The organism is Klebsiella sp. 10 (assembly GCF_018223925.1).
GTDB lineage: Bacteria > Pseudomonadota > Gammaproteobacteria > Enterobacterales > Enterobacteriaceae > Klebsiella > Klebsiella pneumoniae.
Genome location: NZ_JAGRRB010000029.1, coordinates 29,974 through 46,130, shown reverse-complemented (window position 1 = coordinate 46,130; position 16,157 = coordinate 29,974). Strand labels below are relative to the sequence as shown.

The window sequence follows — 16,157 nt, the reverse complement described above, 5'->3', positions numbered from 1 at the left end:
CGGGACCGGGGAGAACGCCGGTCCGCTGCCCGCCGACTACAGCCTGGCGACGATGGCCGGGGAGCTGTTCAGCGCTCTGCAAGCGGCGGGGATCGCCCGCTTCGCGCTGGTGGGCCACGCCCTGGGGGCGCTGATTGGCCTGCAGCTGGCGCTCGATCGCCCCGAGGCGGTGAGCGCCCTCCCTGGCGCTGGTCAACGGCTGGCTGTCGCTGTCGCCGCATACCCGCCGCTGCTTCCAGGTGCGCGAGCGTCTGCTGCATGCCGGCGGCGCACAGGCGTGGGTCGAAGCGCAGCCGCTATTTCTCTACCCGGCGGAATGGATGGCCGCGCGCCTGCCGCGCCTCGAAGCGGAAGATGCGCTTGCCATCAGCCATTTTCAGGGCAAAGAGAATCTGCTGAAGCGGCTACAGGCCCTGAAGCAGGCTGATTTTTCACGCCGTGCGGCGGCCATCGCCTGCCCGACGCTGATTATCAGCGCCGCTGACGACCTGCTGGTCCCCGCCTCCTGCTCCCGCGTGCTGCAGACGGCGATCCCCGGCAGCCAGCTCGTGGAAATGCCGTGGGGCGGCCATGCCTGTAACGTCACCGACGCCGATACCTTTAATACCATTTTACGCGACGGGCTGTCCGCTATGCTGCCGGTCGCCAGGGAGACCCGATGAACGACGCAATAAACCACACGGCCTGCGAGACGCTGTTTACCCAGGCCCGGACCCACAACGGCTGGCTGGATAAGCCAGTGAGCGATGCGCAGCTGCAGGCCGTCTGGGACCTGATGAAAATGGGGCCGACTTCTGCCAACTGTTCGCCAGCGCGCATCGTGTTCGTGCGCAGCGCGGAAGGCAAAGAGAAACTTCGCCCGACGCTCTCCAGCGGCAATCTGCAGAAAACCATGCAGGCGCCGGTGACCGCCATCGTGGCGTGGGATAGCGCCTTCTACGACCGGCTGCCGACCCTGTTTCCCCACGGTGACGCCCGCAGCTGGTTTACCTCCAGCCCGCAGCTGGCGGAAGAGACCGCGTTTCGCAACAGCTCCCTGCAGGCGGCGTATCTGATTTTTGCCTGCCGGGCGCTGGGCCTCGACACCGGGCCAATGTCCGGTTTTGACCGGGAAAAAGTCGACGCGGCATTTTTTGCCGACAACGGCTGGAAAAGCAACCTGCTGGTGAACATCGGCTATGGCGACCCCGGCAAGCTGTACGGCCGCCTGCCGCGCCTGTCCTTTGATGAAGCCTGCCTGCTGGCATAAGGAGTTTACGATGGAGTTAACGGACAAAGCGAGTTTCCGTGACGCCATGGCCCACGTCGGCGCCGCGGTTAACATTATTACCACCGATGGCCCGGCGGGCCGGGCGGGATTCACCGCCAGCGCGGTCTGCAGCGTTACCGACACGCCGCCGACCCTGCTGGTCTGCCTGAACCGCTCGGCTTCGGTGTGGCCGGTGTTCAGCGAACACCACACGCTATGCGTCAATACCCTGGCGGCCGGACAGGAGACCCTGTCGACGCTGTTTGGCGGTAAAACGGCAATGGACGAGCGTTTTGCCGCCGCCGACTGGCAGACCGGCGCCACCGGCTGTCCGCGGCTGGAGGCGGCTCTGGTCAGCTTTGACTGCCGCATCGACCAGCGCGTCAGCGTCGGGACGCACGACATTCTGTTTTGTCACGTCGTGGCCATTACCCGTCACCCGGAGCCCCGGGGACTGATGTGGTTTGACCGCGGCTATCACACGCTTATGCGACCCGCTTGTTAACCTTTAACCCGGGATATCATCATGGCACTCTTCGATTTTCCTCGCTGGAAGCTGACCTCTCCTGCCGCCGAATCCGGCGTTGTCGCCCCCGATGAACGCTTGTCGGCCGGGCAAACGCTGGTGATGGGCGTGCAGCACGCCGTTGCGATGTTCGGCGCGACGGTGCTGATGCCGTTGTTGATGGGGCTCGACCCGAACCTGTCTATTCTGATGTCGGGCGTCGGCACCCTGCTGTTCTTTGTCGTCACCGGCGGACGGGTGCCGAGCTATCTCGGCTCCAGCGCCGCTTTTGTCGGGGTGGTGATCGCCATTACCGGCTTTAACGGCCAGGGGCTGAACCCTCATCTGAGCGTCGCCCTTGGCGGGATCATCGCCTGCGGGCTGGTCTACACCCTGATTGGTCTGGTGGTGATGAAGATCGGCACCCGCTGGATCGAGCGCCTGATGCCGCCGGTGGTGACCGGCGCGGTGGTGATGGCTATCGGCCTGAACCTGGCGCCGATTGCCGTGCGCAGCGTCTCCGCCAGCGCCTTCGACAGCTGGATGGCGGTGTTAACTGTGCTCTGCATCGGCATAGTGGCGGTATTTACCCGCGGGATGCTGCAGCGACTGCTGATCCTGGTCGGCCTGATCGTCGCCTGCGCGCTGTACGCCCTGCTGGCTAACGGCCTGGGCCTTGGCAAACCGCTGGACTTCTCCCCCCTCGCCCAGGCGGCGTGGTTCGGGCTGCCGCACTTTACCACCCCATCCTTTAACGGCCAGGCGATGATGTTGATTGCGCCGGTCGCGGTGATCCTGGTGGCCGAGAACCTCGGGCACCTGAAGGCCGTCGCCGGGATGACCGGGCGCAATATGGACCCGTACATGGGGCGCGCCTTCGTCGGCGACGGGCTGGCGACCATGCTCTCCGGTTCGGTGGGCGGCAGCGGGGTCACCACCTATGCGGAGAACATCGGCGTCATGGCGGTGACCAAGGTCTACTCAACGCTGGTGTTTGTCGCCGCGGCGCTGATTGCCATGCTGTTGGGTTTCTCGCCGAAGTTCGGCGCATTAATCCACACCATTCCCGGGCCGGTAATCGGCGGCGCCTCGATCGTGGTCTTTGGCTTAATTGCCGTCGCCGGGGCGCGGATCTGGGTGCAAAACCGGGTGGATCTGAGTCAAAACAGCAATTTGATCATGGTGTCGGTGACCCTGGTGCTGGGCGCCGGCGATTTCGCGCTGTCGCTGGGCGGCTTTACGCTGGGCGGGATTGGCACGGCCACCTTCGGGGCGATCCTGCTGCACGCGCTGCTTCATCGCGGGACGCGCGAGGCGAAGGAGGCCAGGGTAACGCCGGTGTAAGCCACATTAGCGCGGCGTTGGCGCAGGGAGCGGTGTGGGCCTGGGTGGTGTGATCCTGTAGGCCGGATAAGGCATTTATGCCGCCATCCGGCACCACCACGGGCACGGAACCTGACCGCCCGGCGGCGCTGCGCTGGCACGGGCCTGGAGACTGCCACGGCCTTCCGGGAATGTCTCAGCGATTTTGAGGCCGTCAGCACCGGCAGTTTCAGCAACAATGGTGAATAAATTAACGACAGGTCGTACGAACGTAGGCCGGGTAAGGCGCAGCCGCCACCCGGCATAAAAGCGACGCCGTGCCTGATGCCATCGCCCGGCGGCGCTGCGCTGGCACGGGCCTGGAGACAATCAGAGCCGGACGAGTACCAGCCAGGATAAGCGCCGCTGTCGGGTCAGAAGGAAAATATTATGGCTCGCGGCGATCGGCCAGGTCAGCGAGCGGCTGCGCATCGTCGTTTGTGGAAACCTGCGGCGGCGACTTGCGCTTCCACTTCAGCTCGCTCACCAGCACTCCCGCGAGGATCAAAACGCAGCCGAGCAGGGCCAGCAGCGGCAGACGCTCACCGGCCAGCCGGCCAAAAATACCGGCCCATACCGGTTCACCGGTATAAATAAGGGTGGCCCGCGTCGGCGAGACGCTGCGCTGCGCCCAGTTCATGGTCACCTGAATGATCGCGCTGAAAATCCCCAGCCCCAGCGCGACGCCGAGCAGGGCCGGCGTCAACGACGGCACCGATTCACCCGCCGGCTTCATGGCGGCGAAAGCCACCAGCGACGCGGTCGCCAGCTGCACCACCGTCACCCGGCGGACATCGACTTTTCCGGCCCAGGCGCTGATAAGGATAATCTCCGCCGCGATCGCCACCGCGCTTGCCAGAGTGATCATCTCCCCCACGCCAAGCGCCAGCAGATTATTTTCCGGCCCGGCCAGCAGAATTAAACCAATAAAGGCCAGCACAATCCCCACGCAGGACATCACCCCCGGCATACGTCCCAGACACAGCCACTGCAGCAGCGGCACCAGCGGTACATACATCGCGGTGATAAAGGCAGATTTACTGCTGGAGATGGTCTGTAGTCCCCAGGTCTGCAGGCCATACCCCAGCGCAATCGCCACGCCAATCGCTACCCCGGCCTTCACTTCCAGCCACGTCAGACCGCGCAGAGTGCGCAGCGAAAGCAGGCCCACCGCCAGCGCGGCGGTCGCAAAACGCAAACCGACAAAAAACAGCGGCCCGCTAAGGCTCACCGCGTACTGTACGGCAAGGAACGTCCCTCCCCAGAACATGGTGATCATGATAAGGAGCGCTTCCTGGCGGCTAACGGAGAATTTTAACGAAGACATAAGACAGCCATGACGATTAACGGGCGACCAGTGTGCAATCCGCCCGGCGGGAGCGCAACCACCGACAGATAAAAAAACCGCCGGCAGATGCCGGCGGCGAGGGCGATGCGGTTGGGTCGGGGAGATTAACACCGCATCAAAGAGAACAGTGCGAGTCGCGCGTTAACTTTCACGACTACCATGACTGTTTTTACCCCCTTTTTTGCCAGCCTCTGAGGCGCGCTGAGGGTCATTTTTAAAATTCCCCCCGCTATGCTGGCCACCTTTACGTCCTGCTTCTGATGCTCTTTCACGGTCTTCAGCAAAGTTGCCGGAACCGCCACGATGGTTTGCCATTACTGACCTCCATTAGGTTAGACATCATAGTGCATTACGCGGGAGCGGCAACGCCGCTGTCCTGCCGCGTATCTATAAGGTTAGTGAATGACTGCGGCTGACGGCGGCGAATGTAACATCCAGAAACAAAGCCGGGCGAAAAAAGCTTCCTCGCGCCGCCAACAGCTCCTAACCGACTCTGCTGGCGAAGAAAAAATAGTCAGCAAAAATGTATCCTGATGCTACATCCTCGCCGCAGCGGCCAAAATAGCAGACGCAACGCTTCCTCCTTCAATTCCCTTTCAGGCCGCGCGGTGCAAGGAAAAGTAAATAACGCTTTGTCATTTTGTTATAAATCAAACAAATGCCCGTTGGATTTGCACTCTCCGGCGGAGGCTTTATCTTTAAAGGTACCAGCTATTTTGCTGGCTTATAATGCAACCGAGGAGTGATGGAAATGGCTAAAATTCTGGTGCTTTATTATTCCATGTATGGACACATTGAAACCATGGCTCACGCCGTCGCCGATGGGGCGAACCGGGTGGACGGCGTTGAGGTGGTTGTGAAGCGCGTGCCGGAAACCATGCAGGCTGAAGCATTCGCCAAAGCAGGCGGGAAAACGCAAAACGCGCCCGTCGCCACGCCGCAGGAGCTGGCAGAGTATGACGCCATCATCTTTGGTACCCCGACGCGCTTCGGCAACATGTCCGGTCAGATGCGTACTTTCCTCGATCAAACCGGCGGTCTGTGGGCGTCCGGCGCTCTGTATGGCAAAATCGCCAGCGTATTTAGCTCAACCGGTACCGGCGGCGGCCAGGAACAAACCATTACCTCGACCTGGACGACGCTGGCCCACCACGGCATGATCATCGTCCCGATCGGCTATGGCGCCCAGGAGCTATTCGATATTTCCCAGGTACGCGGCGGTACCCCTTATGGCGCAACCACCATCGCCGGCGGCGACGGCTCGCGGCAGCCGAGCGAGGAAGAGTTAGCCATCGCCCGCTATCAGGGTGAACATGTCGCCAAACTGGCCGTTAAACTGCACGGCTAATCTTCTGCAGGAGGAGCACTATGCCAACTCAAGAAGCAAAAGCACATCGCGTCGGCGAATGGGCAAGTTTACGTAACACCTCGCCGGAAATTGCCGAGGCGATTTTCGAAGTCGCCCACTACGATGAAAAACTGGCGGAGCAAATCTGGGAGGAAGGCAGCGACGAAGTGCTGGCGCTGGCCTTTGCCAAAACCGATAAAGACAGCCTGTTCTGGGGCGAACAGACGATTGAGCGTAAAAACGTCTAGGAGGTTTATCCCCACCTGGGCTCACCCTAACCTGCTAAAAAAACCCGGAGTGCTCCGGGTTTTTTTCGTTATTTCGCCGCCTCGTTGATCACCTTTTTAAAGGTCTCCAGCGGGCAGAATCCCTGGTCATCAACCGGACAGCCGTTAAGCGCCAGAGTGATCCGCTGCGGCGGGGCCTGCAGGGTTAACGCGTCGGCGTTACGCAGTTGCTCGGTACTTTGATAGACATACTCAATCTTCATCAGATCGCGATTGCCGGCGCTGTCATGCCAGCGCTGAAACAGCAGTTTGCCGCCGATAGGAGTGCGCTCATACTGGCCGGGCAGTTGATAGGGCTTAAAGTCCAGGGCGGTGAGCAGCGAAGCGATATTCGAGTCGTGTCCCACCAGCAGCGTGACTTTCGCCTTGCTGGCTCCCTCGCCCACCAGCGCGTTATCGATATATTTAACCAGCGGTTTGGCGACGTTTTGCGCCACCGCCACCGAGGTAAACAGACTATCCTGATAGCCATTTTTCAGCTTCGACAGCACTTGCCACTGCTTATCGCTGGCGATCTCCCCCCACGCCACCTGATCTTTCGGGAAGCCTTCATAATATTGCAGGGTGAAGGCGTCTACCAGCGAGTTGCCCACCTTCAACGGTCCGGACACTCCCGGCTCCTGCTGATAACCGGCGCTAAAGGTATCTTTACCCTCGCTCAGGGAACAGACCTTCTTCTCTTTGCAGGAGGGTGAGTTGCGGTAATCGATCATCGTCTCCAGCAGCTTGTAGCTCTCGGTCAACTGCATTCCCTGGCGCTCTTTTTCCATCGCCTGCAGCGCTTTCTCGCGAAACGCCGGGGAGTCGTCGGTAATAACCGGGTTGAAGGTCGGGTCCATGGTGCCCATCTGAGGCTGGTGATGCACCGGGATGCCGCAGTCCGGGAACGCGCCGGTGATAAAGAACTGCGCGGTGGCGACGGTGCGCTGCAGGCTGTTAGCGTAGGCATAAACCGCGTTTTCCGGCGGGCACTCGCCGCTGGTCACCAGCTTCTGCTGCGCCAGCCATTCGCGCATATAGTGGCCCATATACACCTCCAGCACACCGCCTTTGGTGGTCAGCTGGCCGCCCGGCACATCCCACTGCGGCCAGGCCTTGGCGGTGGACTGCTCCAGCACGCTGCCGTTATTGGCCAACGGCGCACGCAGGTTGTGACGACTCATGATCAGCACCTGCTGCAGCTGATACCCCTCCGGGGCGGCCGTGTCCTGCGCCTGAGCGCCAGCGGATAACATCACCGCGCCGGCAACGGCGGCGGCAAGTAGACGTTTTTTCATCCCTTCATCCTTAGTCATTTATTATCATCGCGTTAATTGTGCCGGATTTATGACATTTTTCCTGGTAATCGCTCGCAAACTTAGACCGTAGCCGAAAATTTCCCCTGCCAGGCAAAGAGTTTTATAATGAAACAATTAACCTGGAGGCTTTCGTGAAACGTACCCGTCTGGAAAACAGCTGTTGCCCTATCGCCCGCTCCCTCGACGTTATCGGCGACTGGTGGTCGCTGCTGATCGTCCGCGATGCTCTGCGCGGGGTGCGCCGTTTTAGCGAATTCCAGAAAAACCTCGGTATCGCCAAAAACATGCTCGCCGGGCGGCTGAAAATGCTGGTGGATGAAGGCATCCTGCGCCTGCAGCCGGCCTCCGACGGCAGCGCCTGGCAGGAGTATGTCCTGACCGATAAGGGCCGTGCCCTGCAGACGGTGCTGGTCGCCCTCTCCCAGTGGGCAGACGACTATCTGTTCGATCCTGACGAACCGGCGACCCGGCTCATTGACCGCCAGCAGCGCCAGCCCCTGCGTAAGCTGGTCCTGCAGGCGGCAGATGGCCGTGAGCTGGCCCCGGCGGACATCACCATCGCTATCCCGCTGAACAACTAAACGCTGCCCGCGACAAGCAAAAATGAAAAAGTCCTGGCAAAATGGTTGCATTATTAAACCTAATATCTCATGCTGAATTTGGTTTAATAATGCAACCTTTTACGAGGCATTTCTCATGACCCAACCATCGCACACAGCTTTTATCACCGGCGCGTCCTCAGGTATCGGCGCGATCTATGCCGAACGACTCGCCGCCCGCGGCTACAACCTGATCCTCGCCGCCCGTCGTGAAGACCGTCTGCAGGCGCTCGCCGACCAGCTGCAGGCGCGCTACGCCATCCAGGCAAGCATCCTCAAAGCCGATCTTAGCGAAGAGCACGGGATTGCCGCCGTAGAGCAGCGTCTGCAGCAGGATCCCGCCATCGACCTGTTCATTAACAACGCCGGCACCGCGAAATTGGCGGGTTTTCTCGCCAGTACGCCACGCGAGCACCAGGCGATTCATACGCTCAACACCACCGCGCTGCTGCGTCTGAGCTATGCCGCGCTGGCCGCTTTCACCCCACGACGCCGGGGGACGCTGATCAATATTGCCTCTATCCTCGCGCTGCATACGCTGCCGGGCAGCGCAGTCTACAGCGCCAGCAAAGCCTGGGTGTTGAGCTTCACCCGCGGCCTGCAGGAGGAGTTTGCCGACAGCGGCGTGCGTATTCAGGCGGTATTGCCGGCGGCGACCGCTACCGATCTGTGGCCGACCTCCGGCGTGGCGCTGGACGCTCTGCCCAGCGGCACGGTAATGACCACCGAGGATCTGGTTGACGCCGCTCTCAGGGGGCTGGAGATGGGGGAACAGGTCACCTTACCACCGGTTCATGACCTGGGACTGTGGGAGACTTTTGAGCAGTCCAGACTGGCGCTGTTTACCAGCGCGCGAACCGGACAGCCTGCGCCGCGGTATCGATAAGCGGCACCGTGCGGCGGGCGCTACTCCGGTAGCGGAACCGCCGTCAGGGTACAGATCGCCTCGTGCTCGCCGCCGCGGCGATCGGTAATCACCACCTTATCGCCCGCCTTTTTGCCTTCACACGGCTTGAGGACCTGCTCCACGATCCGCTCGCGGCTCGCCTGACGTTCACTTTCAGCCTGACTGGCGAAGGCAGACAGCGCCAACGCTACGCCCAGCAGGCTGAGGGTTTTCTTATACATGACTGACTCTCAGATCGTTCTTATTCGCGGTCAGCGTAACTCGCTGTAGGCCGCACTTCTGTAAAATCACTTAACGGAGTGTTACGCCATTTCAGGTGAAACCCAGGCGGTCACATCCCTGCGGGAAATATTTTATCACAACCCCGCCGCCGGATATTCTCGCGATGAGGCGTCATCTTTCAGACATATCCCGATGTTATCTTCACACAGAGCCCTGTATCTTTTTCCCTTTCCAAACAGAATATTAGGTTGGTCTATGTCGGGTCTTATTCTCTTTATCGTCGCGGTGGCGCTGCTGGGCGTCGCCATCTACAGCCTGGTGTCGTACCTCAAAGAGCGGCGCGCCAGTCAGTTACCTGTCCATAAAAAGAAGAAATAATACCTTCCGTTCCCCACCGTTTTCTGCTGATTTCTTTACCGTCCTGTACTGTCCCTTACCGAAGCCAAAACGAAAGCAGGCCTGCGGGCCTGCCTTCGTTCAGTTTATGCCTCAGAACCTATGACTCCCAGGCCTGCTCCGCTTTAGCGGCATCAAACTGCGGCGGCGGTTTGCGGAAGCGTCGGGTCAGATAAGTCAGGTACAGCAGACCAAGCGCCGCCCACACCAGGCCGAGCGTCAGGGAGGTGGCCTCGAGATTGATCCACAATACCCCGACCGTCAACGCCCCGACCATCGGCAGCAGCAGATAATGCAGTCGATCCTTCCAGGTTTTGTTGTACCCCTTGCGCCGCCAGAAGTGGTTGAACACCGACAGGTTAACGAAGGTGAAGGCCACCAGCGCACCGAAATTAATCAACGCGGTGGCGGTCACCAGGTCGAAGAACAGCGCCGACAGCGCAACGATGCCCACCATAATCACGTTCAGCGCCGGGGTACGCCATTTCGGATGCACATAGCCAAAAATGCGCTCCGGGAAGACGTTGTCGCGGCCCATCACGTACAGCAGACGGGAGACGCTGGCATGGGAGGCCAGGCCGGACGCCAGGGTGTTAACAAAGGTGGTGCACAGGAAAATCGACTGGAACAGCTTGCCGCCCACGTACAGCGCAATCTCCGGCAGCGCGGCATCGGGGTCTTTAAAGCGATGAATATCCGGGAAGAACAGCTGCATAAAGAACGACGCGACGATAAAGATAATGCCGCCGTACATCGCGGTGAGAAAAATTGCCTTCGGGATCACCCGCGCGGCGTCAGGGGTCTCTTCCGACAGGGTGGTCACCGCGTCGAAACCGAGAAACGAGAAGCAGACAATGGTCGCGCCGGTAATAATCGGGATCAGATGCGCATTCTGGCTGATAAACGGCTGCAGCGACCAGACGGTACCCACCCCCTCGCCTTTATGCAGCCCCTGCACCACCAGAATGACAAACACCACCATGATCGAAATCTGCACCAGCACGAACAGGGTATTGAAGTTGGCCACCAGGTTAACGCTTTTCAGGTTCGCGGCGGTCAGAATAGCGACAAAGGTCACTACCCACACCCACGGCGGCACTTCGGGGAACAAGGCCGAGAGATAGATCTTCGCCAGCAGGACGTTGATCATCGGCAGAAACAGATAATCCAGCAGCGACGACCAACCGACCATAAAGCCGACGTGCGGACTGATGGATTTTTGCGCGTAGGTATAGGCGGAACCGGCCTCCGGAAACTGACGCACCAGTTTGCCGTAGCTGATGGCGGTGAACAGCACGCCAGCCAGCGCCAGCAGATAAGACGCCGGAACGTGGCCATTGCTGATGCCCGAGACGATGCCGAAGGTATCAAACACCGTCATTGGCGTCAGATAGGCCAGCCCCATCATCACCACTTGCCAGAGTTTGAGGGATTTACGCAGACGCGGTCTGCCCGCCTGAGCGGCGTTATGCGCAGGAGGATTAATAGCCATCGCCCATGCCCCCCTTGCTGTTAACAGTTTGCGGGCCCAACGTCCGCGTGACAAACCTGCTTAGCAAAGGGGTAAGGCATAGATAAAAGGGTAAGACGGACCGGTAAGCGGTAGCTGGCTGGCATCCAATGCGGCCTGAGCGGCCTCCCTCTCCCTGCGGATATTTGAACATCTGCATCATCTCATTTCCTCGTCACACACTGTGTCGTTAACTGAAGCCCCGTTGCCGCCTGCGCTCCTTAACGCGACATCCGGGAAATGGCTGGGCTCCCAGCAAAAACGTCGGCCAGGCTCCGCTCAGGCCGTATGATGCTACTGATTACCAAACTTATGGGCCCCTCGCGGGGCGACCATCAGGCGTTTTTCAACATCCACTCAATTTCGGTTTCTGTGATAAGACGCTCAAACTGCAGTAATTCATCATGCTTACAGGCATGGAAAACATGGCAGAAACGCTCGCCGAGGCGCTCACGCAAGTGATCGTTCTGCATAAACTCCCACAGCGCATCGCTCTGGCGGATCGGGAACGGCAGGCCCTCTTGTTCCAGACCGTTACCTTCCACCTCTTCCTGTAAAGGCAGCTGGGGGTTATCCAGCCCGTGCAGAATGCCGGCAAAAATCGCCGCCATCACCAGATACGGGTTGGCGTCCGCCCCCGCGACGCGATACTCCACGCGGTGGTTCTGCCGCTCGCCGCACGGAATACGCAGCGCGACGGTGCGGTTGTTATGCCCCCACGAAGCCTGCGTCGGGACGTACATCCCCGGCTGGAAGCGGCGATACGAGTTCACGTTCGGCGCCAGCAGCGCCATCGAGGCCGGCATCAGATCGATCATCCCGGCCAGCGCGCGTTTGAGCAGCGCAGAGTCTTCCCCATCGCCGTCCACCAGCACGTTTTCCCCTTTATTGTTCAGCATGCTGATGTGGATATGCATCCCACTGCCGGCATGCTCTTCATAAGGCTTCGCCATAAAAGTGGCGTGCATCTTATGCTTCTCCGCCATCAAACGCACGAGACGTTTTAACGCCAGCGCATCATCGCAGGCGTCCAGCACGTTATCGGTATGGTGAAGGTTGATTTCAAACTGGCCCGGCGAGGCTTCCGCCACCGCGCCATCGGCGGGGATCAGCTGCAGTTTGGCCAGCTCGTCGATGTCGTTGAGCACGTCGGCGAAGTGGTTAAGGTTATCGACCGAGTAGACCTGGCTTTGGGTGTTGCGATCGTCGGTGCCCGGCGCACACGGCGGCTGCAGGTAGCCTTCGGCATCGCGTTTGCGGTCCAGTAAATAGAACTCCAGCTCTACCGCTACCACGGGGAACAGCCCGCGCTGGCGCAACTGCTGCCAGAGGCGGTTGAGTACGTTCCGCGGCTCAACGTCAAAGGGAGCGCCATCTTCATCAACCATGGTTAGCTGTACCTGGGCTATCGATTGTGGGTCAGCCGCCGAAGGGGTTAAGGTGCCGGGTACCGGGATGCAGCTGCGATCCGGCTCGCCCATCTCCTGGCCCAGACCGGCCTCTTCCACCACATTGCCGAGAATATCCATCGCAAACACCGAGGCCGGGAAATAACAGCCTTTCTCCAGTTTGCTCAGGCCGGCAACCGGGATGCGCTTGCCGCGGAAGCAGCCGTTCAGGTCAGTGAGGAGGACATCGACATACTGGGTATCAGGGTAGGTTTCGAGGTAGCGCTTCACTTCTTTCGCGAACGCGCTAACCCGTCTCTCTTCCGTTTGCTGAACAAAATTCTCAACTTCTACGATATTGGTTTCCATGATTCACCGCCGTTGGTTGGGTTTCGGTCCTGCACTCAGACCGTTAAATATAATGTCCACCCCATCGACTGTGTATGCAAATAAATTGTTTGTCAAATGTTAAATTAAGTTTGCAAAGGGCTATTTCCACTGCTAGATTGAGAAAATATTGAACGATATGGCCGTTAAACCCGCTATAGCGGTCATAATTTAGTCCACTTTGTGAGGGCGATCATGGAAAATATAATGTACAAGCCAGTTATTGGCGTCGTGATGTGTAGAAACAGGCTTAAGGGTCACCAGACCCAGACCTTGCAAGAAAAGTACCTGAATGCAATTGTGAACGCCGGCGGACTGCCGATTGCCCTGCCGCATGCGCTGGCGGAGCCGGAGCTACTGAACGCGGTCGTTGATAAACTGGACGGGATCTACCTGCCAGGCAGCCCCAGCAATGTGCAGCCGCACCTTTATGGTGAAAACGGCGATGAGCCTGACGCCGACCCCGGGCGTGATCTTCTGAGCATGGCGCTGATTAACGCCGCGCTCGAAAGGCGCATCCCCATTTTCGCCATCTGTCGTGGACTGCAGGAACTGGTTGTCGCCACCGGCGGGACTCTGTATCGTCGTCTGTTCGAGCAGCCTGAGCTCCTTGAACATCGCGAAGATCCTGAACTGCCCGTCGAGCAGCAGTATGCGCCGTCCCATCAGGTTGAGGTTCAGGAAGGAGGATTGCTGTCGCAATTGATACCGGGCTGCAACACGTTTTGGGTAAACTCGCTACATGGGCAAGGGGCAAAAACCCTCAGTCCGCAGCTGCGCGTGGAGGCGCGAGCGCCGGATGGACTGGTGGAAGCGGTCAGCGTGAACGATCATCCTTTCGCGCTGGGCGTACAGTGGCATCCAGAATGGAACAGTAGCGAATACGCCCTGTCGCGTATGTTGTTTGATGGTTTTATCACCGCCTGTCAGGGCCATCATGCTGAAAAGCGGCGGCGCTGACCACTACCGTTAAGGAAATGCAAATATGAGCGATGACGGACTGGCGCCAGGGAAACGTCTGTCAGAGATCCGCCAACAGCTGGGTCTCTCACAGCGTCGTGCCGCCGAACTGTCTGGGTTAACACATAGTGCCATCAGCACCATAGAGCAGGATAAAGTCAGTCCTGCCATCAGTACGCTGCAAAAGCTGCTGAAAGTCTATGGGCTGTCGCTCTCGGAATTCTTTTCTGAACCCGAAAAGCCGGACGAACCCCAGGTGGTCATTAATCAGGATGACCTGATTGAGATGGGAAGTCAGGGCGTTTCCATGAAGCTGGTTCATAACGGAAATCCGAACCGTACGCTGGCGATGATTTTTGAAACTTACCAGCCTGGAACTACGACCGGGGAGAGGATTAAGCATCAGGGTGAGGAGATAGGCACCATACTGGAAGGTGAGATCGTGCTGACCATTAACGGTCAGTCGTACCACCTGGTGGCTGGACAGAGCTATGCCATTAATACCGGCATTCCGCACAGCTTCAGCAACACCTCGGCAGGCATCTGCCGCATCATCAGTGCCCACACCCCCACCACATTCTGATTATTTCGCCTGAACGAAGTTCAGGCTTACTTCAGGCCTGTCGCGACGGAAAATCTATTTTCGTCGCGGCGAAGAACTCGTAGTAATAACGTCTGCGCCGTACGGAATATTATTTCCTGTTGGCCCTGAAATAATTAACGCCAGTGAATGGCGACTCGCTCCTGAATAATTCGGGTTGCAAACAACCCGTCAAAAATCAGGAGAATAAAACGGTATTCAACTCCGGGGATACGCTATGCCCTGCGCCCGGCGCAGTGCCCCCGTGCAGCCTGAAAACGCCGCACTGATTAATTTGCCGATAATGTTTTTAAGGAGTCATGATGAATTTTCAGCACCTGGCTTACTGGCAGGAAAAAGCGAAAAACCTGGCCATTGAAACGCGCTTATTTATTAACGGCGAATATTGCGCCGCGGCCGATAATACCACCTTTGAGACTATCGACCCCGCCGCGCAGCAGACATTAGCCCAGGTCGCCCGCGGTAAAAAAGCCGACGTCGAACGGGCGGTGAAAGCCGCGCGCCAGGCTTTTGATAACGGCGACTGGTCGCAGGCCTCCCCCGCACAGCGTAAAGCGATCCTCACTCGCTTTGCTAATCTGATGGAGGCCCATCGTGAAGAGCTGGCGCTGCTGGAAACGCTGGATACCGGCAAGCCGATTCGCCACAGCCTGCGCGACGATATTCCCGGCGCCGCCCGCGCCATTCGCTGGTATGCCGAAGCGCTGGATAAAGTCTATGGCGAAGTGGCCCCCACCGGCAGCAACGAGCTGGCGATGATCGTTCGCGAACCAATTGGCGTGATCGCCGCGGTGGTGCCGTGGAACTTCCCGCTGCTGCTGGCCTGCTGGAAACTCGGCCCGGCGCTGGCGGCAGGCAATAGCGTAATCCTCAAACCCTCGGAAAAATCGCCGCTTACCGCCCTGCGTCTGGCCGGGCTGGCGAAAGAGGCCGGCCTGCCGGACGGCGTGTTGAACGTGGTCAGCGGCTTTGGCCACGAGGCCGGGCAGGCGCTGGCCCTGCATCCTGATGTTGAAGTCATCACCTTCACCGGCTCCACCCGCACCGGCAAGCAGCTGCTGAAAGACGCCGGCGACAGCAATATGAAGCGCGTGTGGCTGGAAGCGGGCGGCAAGAGCGCCAACATTGTCTTCGCCGATTGCCCGGATCTGCAACAAGCGGTTCGCGCCACCGCCGGCGGCATCTTCTACAACCAGGGACAGGTGTGCATCGCCGGGACCCGTCTGCTGCTCGAGGAGAGCATCGCTGACGAGTTCCTGGCGCGGCTGAAAGCTGAGGCGCAACACTGGCAGCCGGGCAACCCGCTCGATCCGGACACCACCATGGGCATGCTGATTGACAATACCCATGCCGACAACGTGCATAGCTTTATTCGCGGCGGCGAAAGCCAAAGCACCCTGTTCCTCGACGGACGGAAAAACCCGTGGCCTGCCGCCGTTGGCCCGACCATTTTCGTTGACGTCGACCCGGCATCAACCCTCAGCCGGGAAGAGATCTTCGGCCCGGTGCTGGTGGTGACCCGCTTCAAAAGCGAAGAAGAGGCGCTAAAGCTCGCCAATGACAGCGACTACGGCTTGGGCGCCGCGGTGTGGACCCGCGATCTCTCCCGCGCCCACCGCATGAGCCGCCGCCTGAAGGCCGGCTCGGTCTTCGTCAACAACTATAACGATGGTGATATGACCGTTCCGTTCGGCGGCTACAAGCAGAGCGGCAACGGGCGCGATAAATCGCTGCACGCGCTGGAAAAATTCACCGAACTGAAAACCATCTGGATTGCCCTGGAGTCTTGA

The 16,157-nt window shown here is 59.3% G+C and carries 18 protein-coding genes and 1 pseudogene; 13 read left to right on the top strand and 6 right to left on the bottom strand.

Annotated elements, in window-relative coordinates; all coding sequences use genetic code 11:
- From rutD to rutG, 4 genes and pseudogenes are all read left to right on the top strand, one after another.
- Nucleotides 1-662 (top strand): annotated as a pseudogene (rutD, locus tag KHQ26_RS25530) (pyrimidine utilization protein D); the annotation flags it as partial.
- A complete protein-coding gene (locus tag KHQ26_RS25525) occupies nt 659-1,249 on the top strand; it encodes a malonic semialdehyde reductase (protein WP_002898814.1) in 591 nt (196 codons plus the stop codon). The pseudogene rutD and the gene KHQ26_RS25525, both read left to right, overlap by 4 nt.
- A gap of 10 nt (nt 1,250-1,259) precedes the next feature.
- The gene (gene rutF / locus KHQ26_RS25520) at nt 1,260-1,754 is read left to right on the top strand and encodes an NADH-dependent FMN reductase RutF (protein ID WP_002898812.1); all 495 of its coding nucleotides are present in this window, start codon (nt 1,260-1,262) and stop codon (nt 1,752-1,754) included.
- Nucleotides 1,755-1,775: 21 nt separating this feature from the next.
- The gene (gene rutG, locus KHQ26_RS25515; protein WP_004211313.1) at nt 1,776-3,098 is read left to right on the top strand and encodes a pyrimidine utilization transport protein G; all 1,323 of its coding nucleotides are present in this window, start codon (nt 1,776-1,778) and stop codon (nt 3,096-3,098) included.
- A gap of 406 nt (nt 3,099-3,504) precedes the next feature.
- On the opposite strand, the gene KHQ26_RS25510 is transcribed toward rutG, so the two are convergent.
- Nucleotides 3,505-4,443, bottom strand: coding sequence for a DMT family transporter (locus KHQ26_RS25510; protein WP_004199515.1), 939 nt, complete (start codon nt 4,441-4,443; stop codon nt 3,505-3,507).
- A gap of 162 nt (nt 4,444-4,605) precedes the next feature.
- Entirely contained in the window at nt 4,606-4,779 is a 174-nt protein-coding gene (locus KHQ26_RS25505; RefSeq protein WP_002898708.1) for a general stress protein, read from the bottom strand.
- Nucleotides 4,780-4,866: 87 nt separating this feature from the next.
- On the opposite strand from KHQ26_RS25505, the gene KHQ26_RS25500 reads away from it, so the two are divergent.
- The 3 genes from KHQ26_RS25500 to KHQ26_RS25490 all read left to right on the top strand — a co-directional run bounded on the left by KHQ26_RS25500 (nt 4,867) and on the right by KHQ26_RS25490 (nt 6,060).
- On the top strand, nt 4,867-4,998 hold the full coding sequence (locus KHQ26_RS25500; protein WP_004221451.1) for a hypothetical protein: 132 nt from the start codon (nt 4,867-4,869) through the stop codon (nt 4,996-4,998).
- Nucleotides 4,999-5,215: 217 nt separating this feature from the next.
- Nucleotides 5,216-5,812: an NAD(P)H:quinone oxidoreductase gene (wrbA, locus tag KHQ26_RS25495; RefSeq protein ID WP_002898704.1), complete on the top strand. Its 597-nt coding sequence runs from the start codon at nt 5,216-5,218 to the stop codon at nt 5,810-5,812.
- A gap of 20 nt (nt 5,813-5,832) precedes the next feature.
- The gene (locus tag KHQ26_RS25490) at nt 5,833-6,060 is read left to right on the top strand and encodes a YccJ family protein (protein ID WP_002898701.1); all 228 of its coding nucleotides are present in this window, start codon (nt 5,833-5,835) and stop codon (nt 6,058-6,060) included.
- Nucleotides 6,061-6,128: 68 nt separating this feature from the next.
- Here the strand turns inward: KHQ26_RS25490 and agp are convergent, their stop codons facing one another.
- Nucleotides 6,129-7,376 (bottom strand): bifunctional glucose-1-phosphatase/inositol phosphatase, encoded by a 1,248-nt coding sequence (gene agp / locus KHQ26_RS25485; protein ID WP_032410204.1) that lies wholly within the window; start codon nt 7,374-7,376, stop codon nt 6,129-6,131.
- A gap of 152 nt (nt 7,377-7,528) precedes the next feature.
- Between agp and KHQ26_RS25480 the strand changes: the two genes are divergently transcribed.
- Together KHQ26_RS25480 and KHQ26_RS25475 are read left to right on the top strand one after the other, a co-directional pair.
- Nucleotides 7,529-7,978 (top strand): winged helix-turn-helix transcriptional regulator, encoded by a 450-nt coding sequence (locus KHQ26_RS25480; RefSeq protein ID WP_002898606.1) that lies wholly within the window; start codon nt 7,529-7,531, stop codon nt 7,976-7,978.
- A gap of 115 nt (nt 7,979-8,093) precedes the next feature.
- Nucleotides 8,094-8,882, top strand: a complete 789-nt coding sequence (locus tag KHQ26_RS25475) for an SDR family NAD(P)-dependent oxidoreductase (protein ID WP_004150831.1) — start codon at nt 8,094-8,096, stop codon at nt 8,880-8,882.
- A gap of 20 nt (nt 8,883-8,902) precedes the next feature.
- Here the strand turns inward: KHQ26_RS25475 and KHQ26_RS25470 are convergent, their stop codons facing one another.
- Nucleotides 8,903-9,124: a hypothetical protein gene (locus tag KHQ26_RS25470; RefSeq protein WP_002898602.1), complete on the bottom strand. Its 222-nt coding sequence runs from the start codon at nt 9,122-9,124 to the stop codon at nt 8,903-8,905.
- A 256-nt stretch (nt 9,125-9,380) separates the two neighbouring features.
- Here KHQ26_RS25470 and KHQ26_RS25465 point away from each other — a divergent pair, with 256 nt between their 5' ends.
- Nucleotides 9,381-9,503, top strand: coding sequence for a small membrane protein (locus KHQ26_RS25465; RefSeq protein WP_002898600.1), 123 nt, complete (start codon nt 9,381-9,383; stop codon nt 9,501-9,503).
- A gap of 118 nt (nt 9,504-9,621) precedes the next feature.
- Here KHQ26_RS25465 and KHQ26_RS25460 read toward each other — a convergent pair whose 3' ends face one another.
- Both KHQ26_RS25460 and KHQ26_RS25455 read right to left on the bottom strand, forming a co-directional pair.
- Nucleotides 9,622-11,013, bottom strand: coding sequence for an APC family permease (locus KHQ26_RS25460; protein ID WP_004141463.1), 1,392 nt, complete (start codon nt 11,011-11,013; stop codon nt 9,622-9,624).
- A gap of 353 nt (nt 11,014-11,366) precedes the next feature.
- Nucleotides 11,367-12,788 (bottom strand): glutamine synthetase family protein, encoded by a 1,422-nt coding sequence (locus KHQ26_RS25455; protein WP_002898595.1) that lies wholly within the window; start codon nt 12,786-12,788, stop codon nt 11,367-11,369.
- A gap of 225 nt (nt 12,789-13,013) precedes the next feature.
- On the opposite strand from KHQ26_RS25455, the gene puuD reads away from it, so the two are divergent.
- From puuD to puuC, 3 genes are all read left to right on the top strand, one after another.
- Nucleotides 13,014-13,766 (top strand): gamma-glutamyl-gamma-aminobutyrate hydrolase, encoded by a 753-nt coding sequence (gene puuD / locus KHQ26_RS25450; protein WP_020802183.1) that lies wholly within the window; start codon nt 13,014-13,016, stop codon nt 13,764-13,766.
- A 25-nt stretch (nt 13,767-13,791) separates the two neighbouring features.
- Nucleotides 13,792-14,349 (top strand): HTH-type transcriptional regulator PuuR, encoded by a 558-nt coding sequence (gene puuR / locus KHQ26_RS25445; protein ID WP_002898590.1) that lies wholly within the window; start codon nt 13,792-13,794, stop codon nt 14,347-14,349.
- Nucleotides 14,350-14,669: 320 nt separating this feature from the next.
- Nucleotides 14,670-16,157 carry an aldehyde dehydrogenase PuuC gene (gene puuC / locus KHQ26_RS25440; RefSeq protein ID WP_004150832.1) on the top strand — a complete coding sequence of 496 codons (1,488 nt, stop codon included), beginning with the start codon at nt 14,670-14,672 and terminating at the stop codon, nt 16,155-16,157.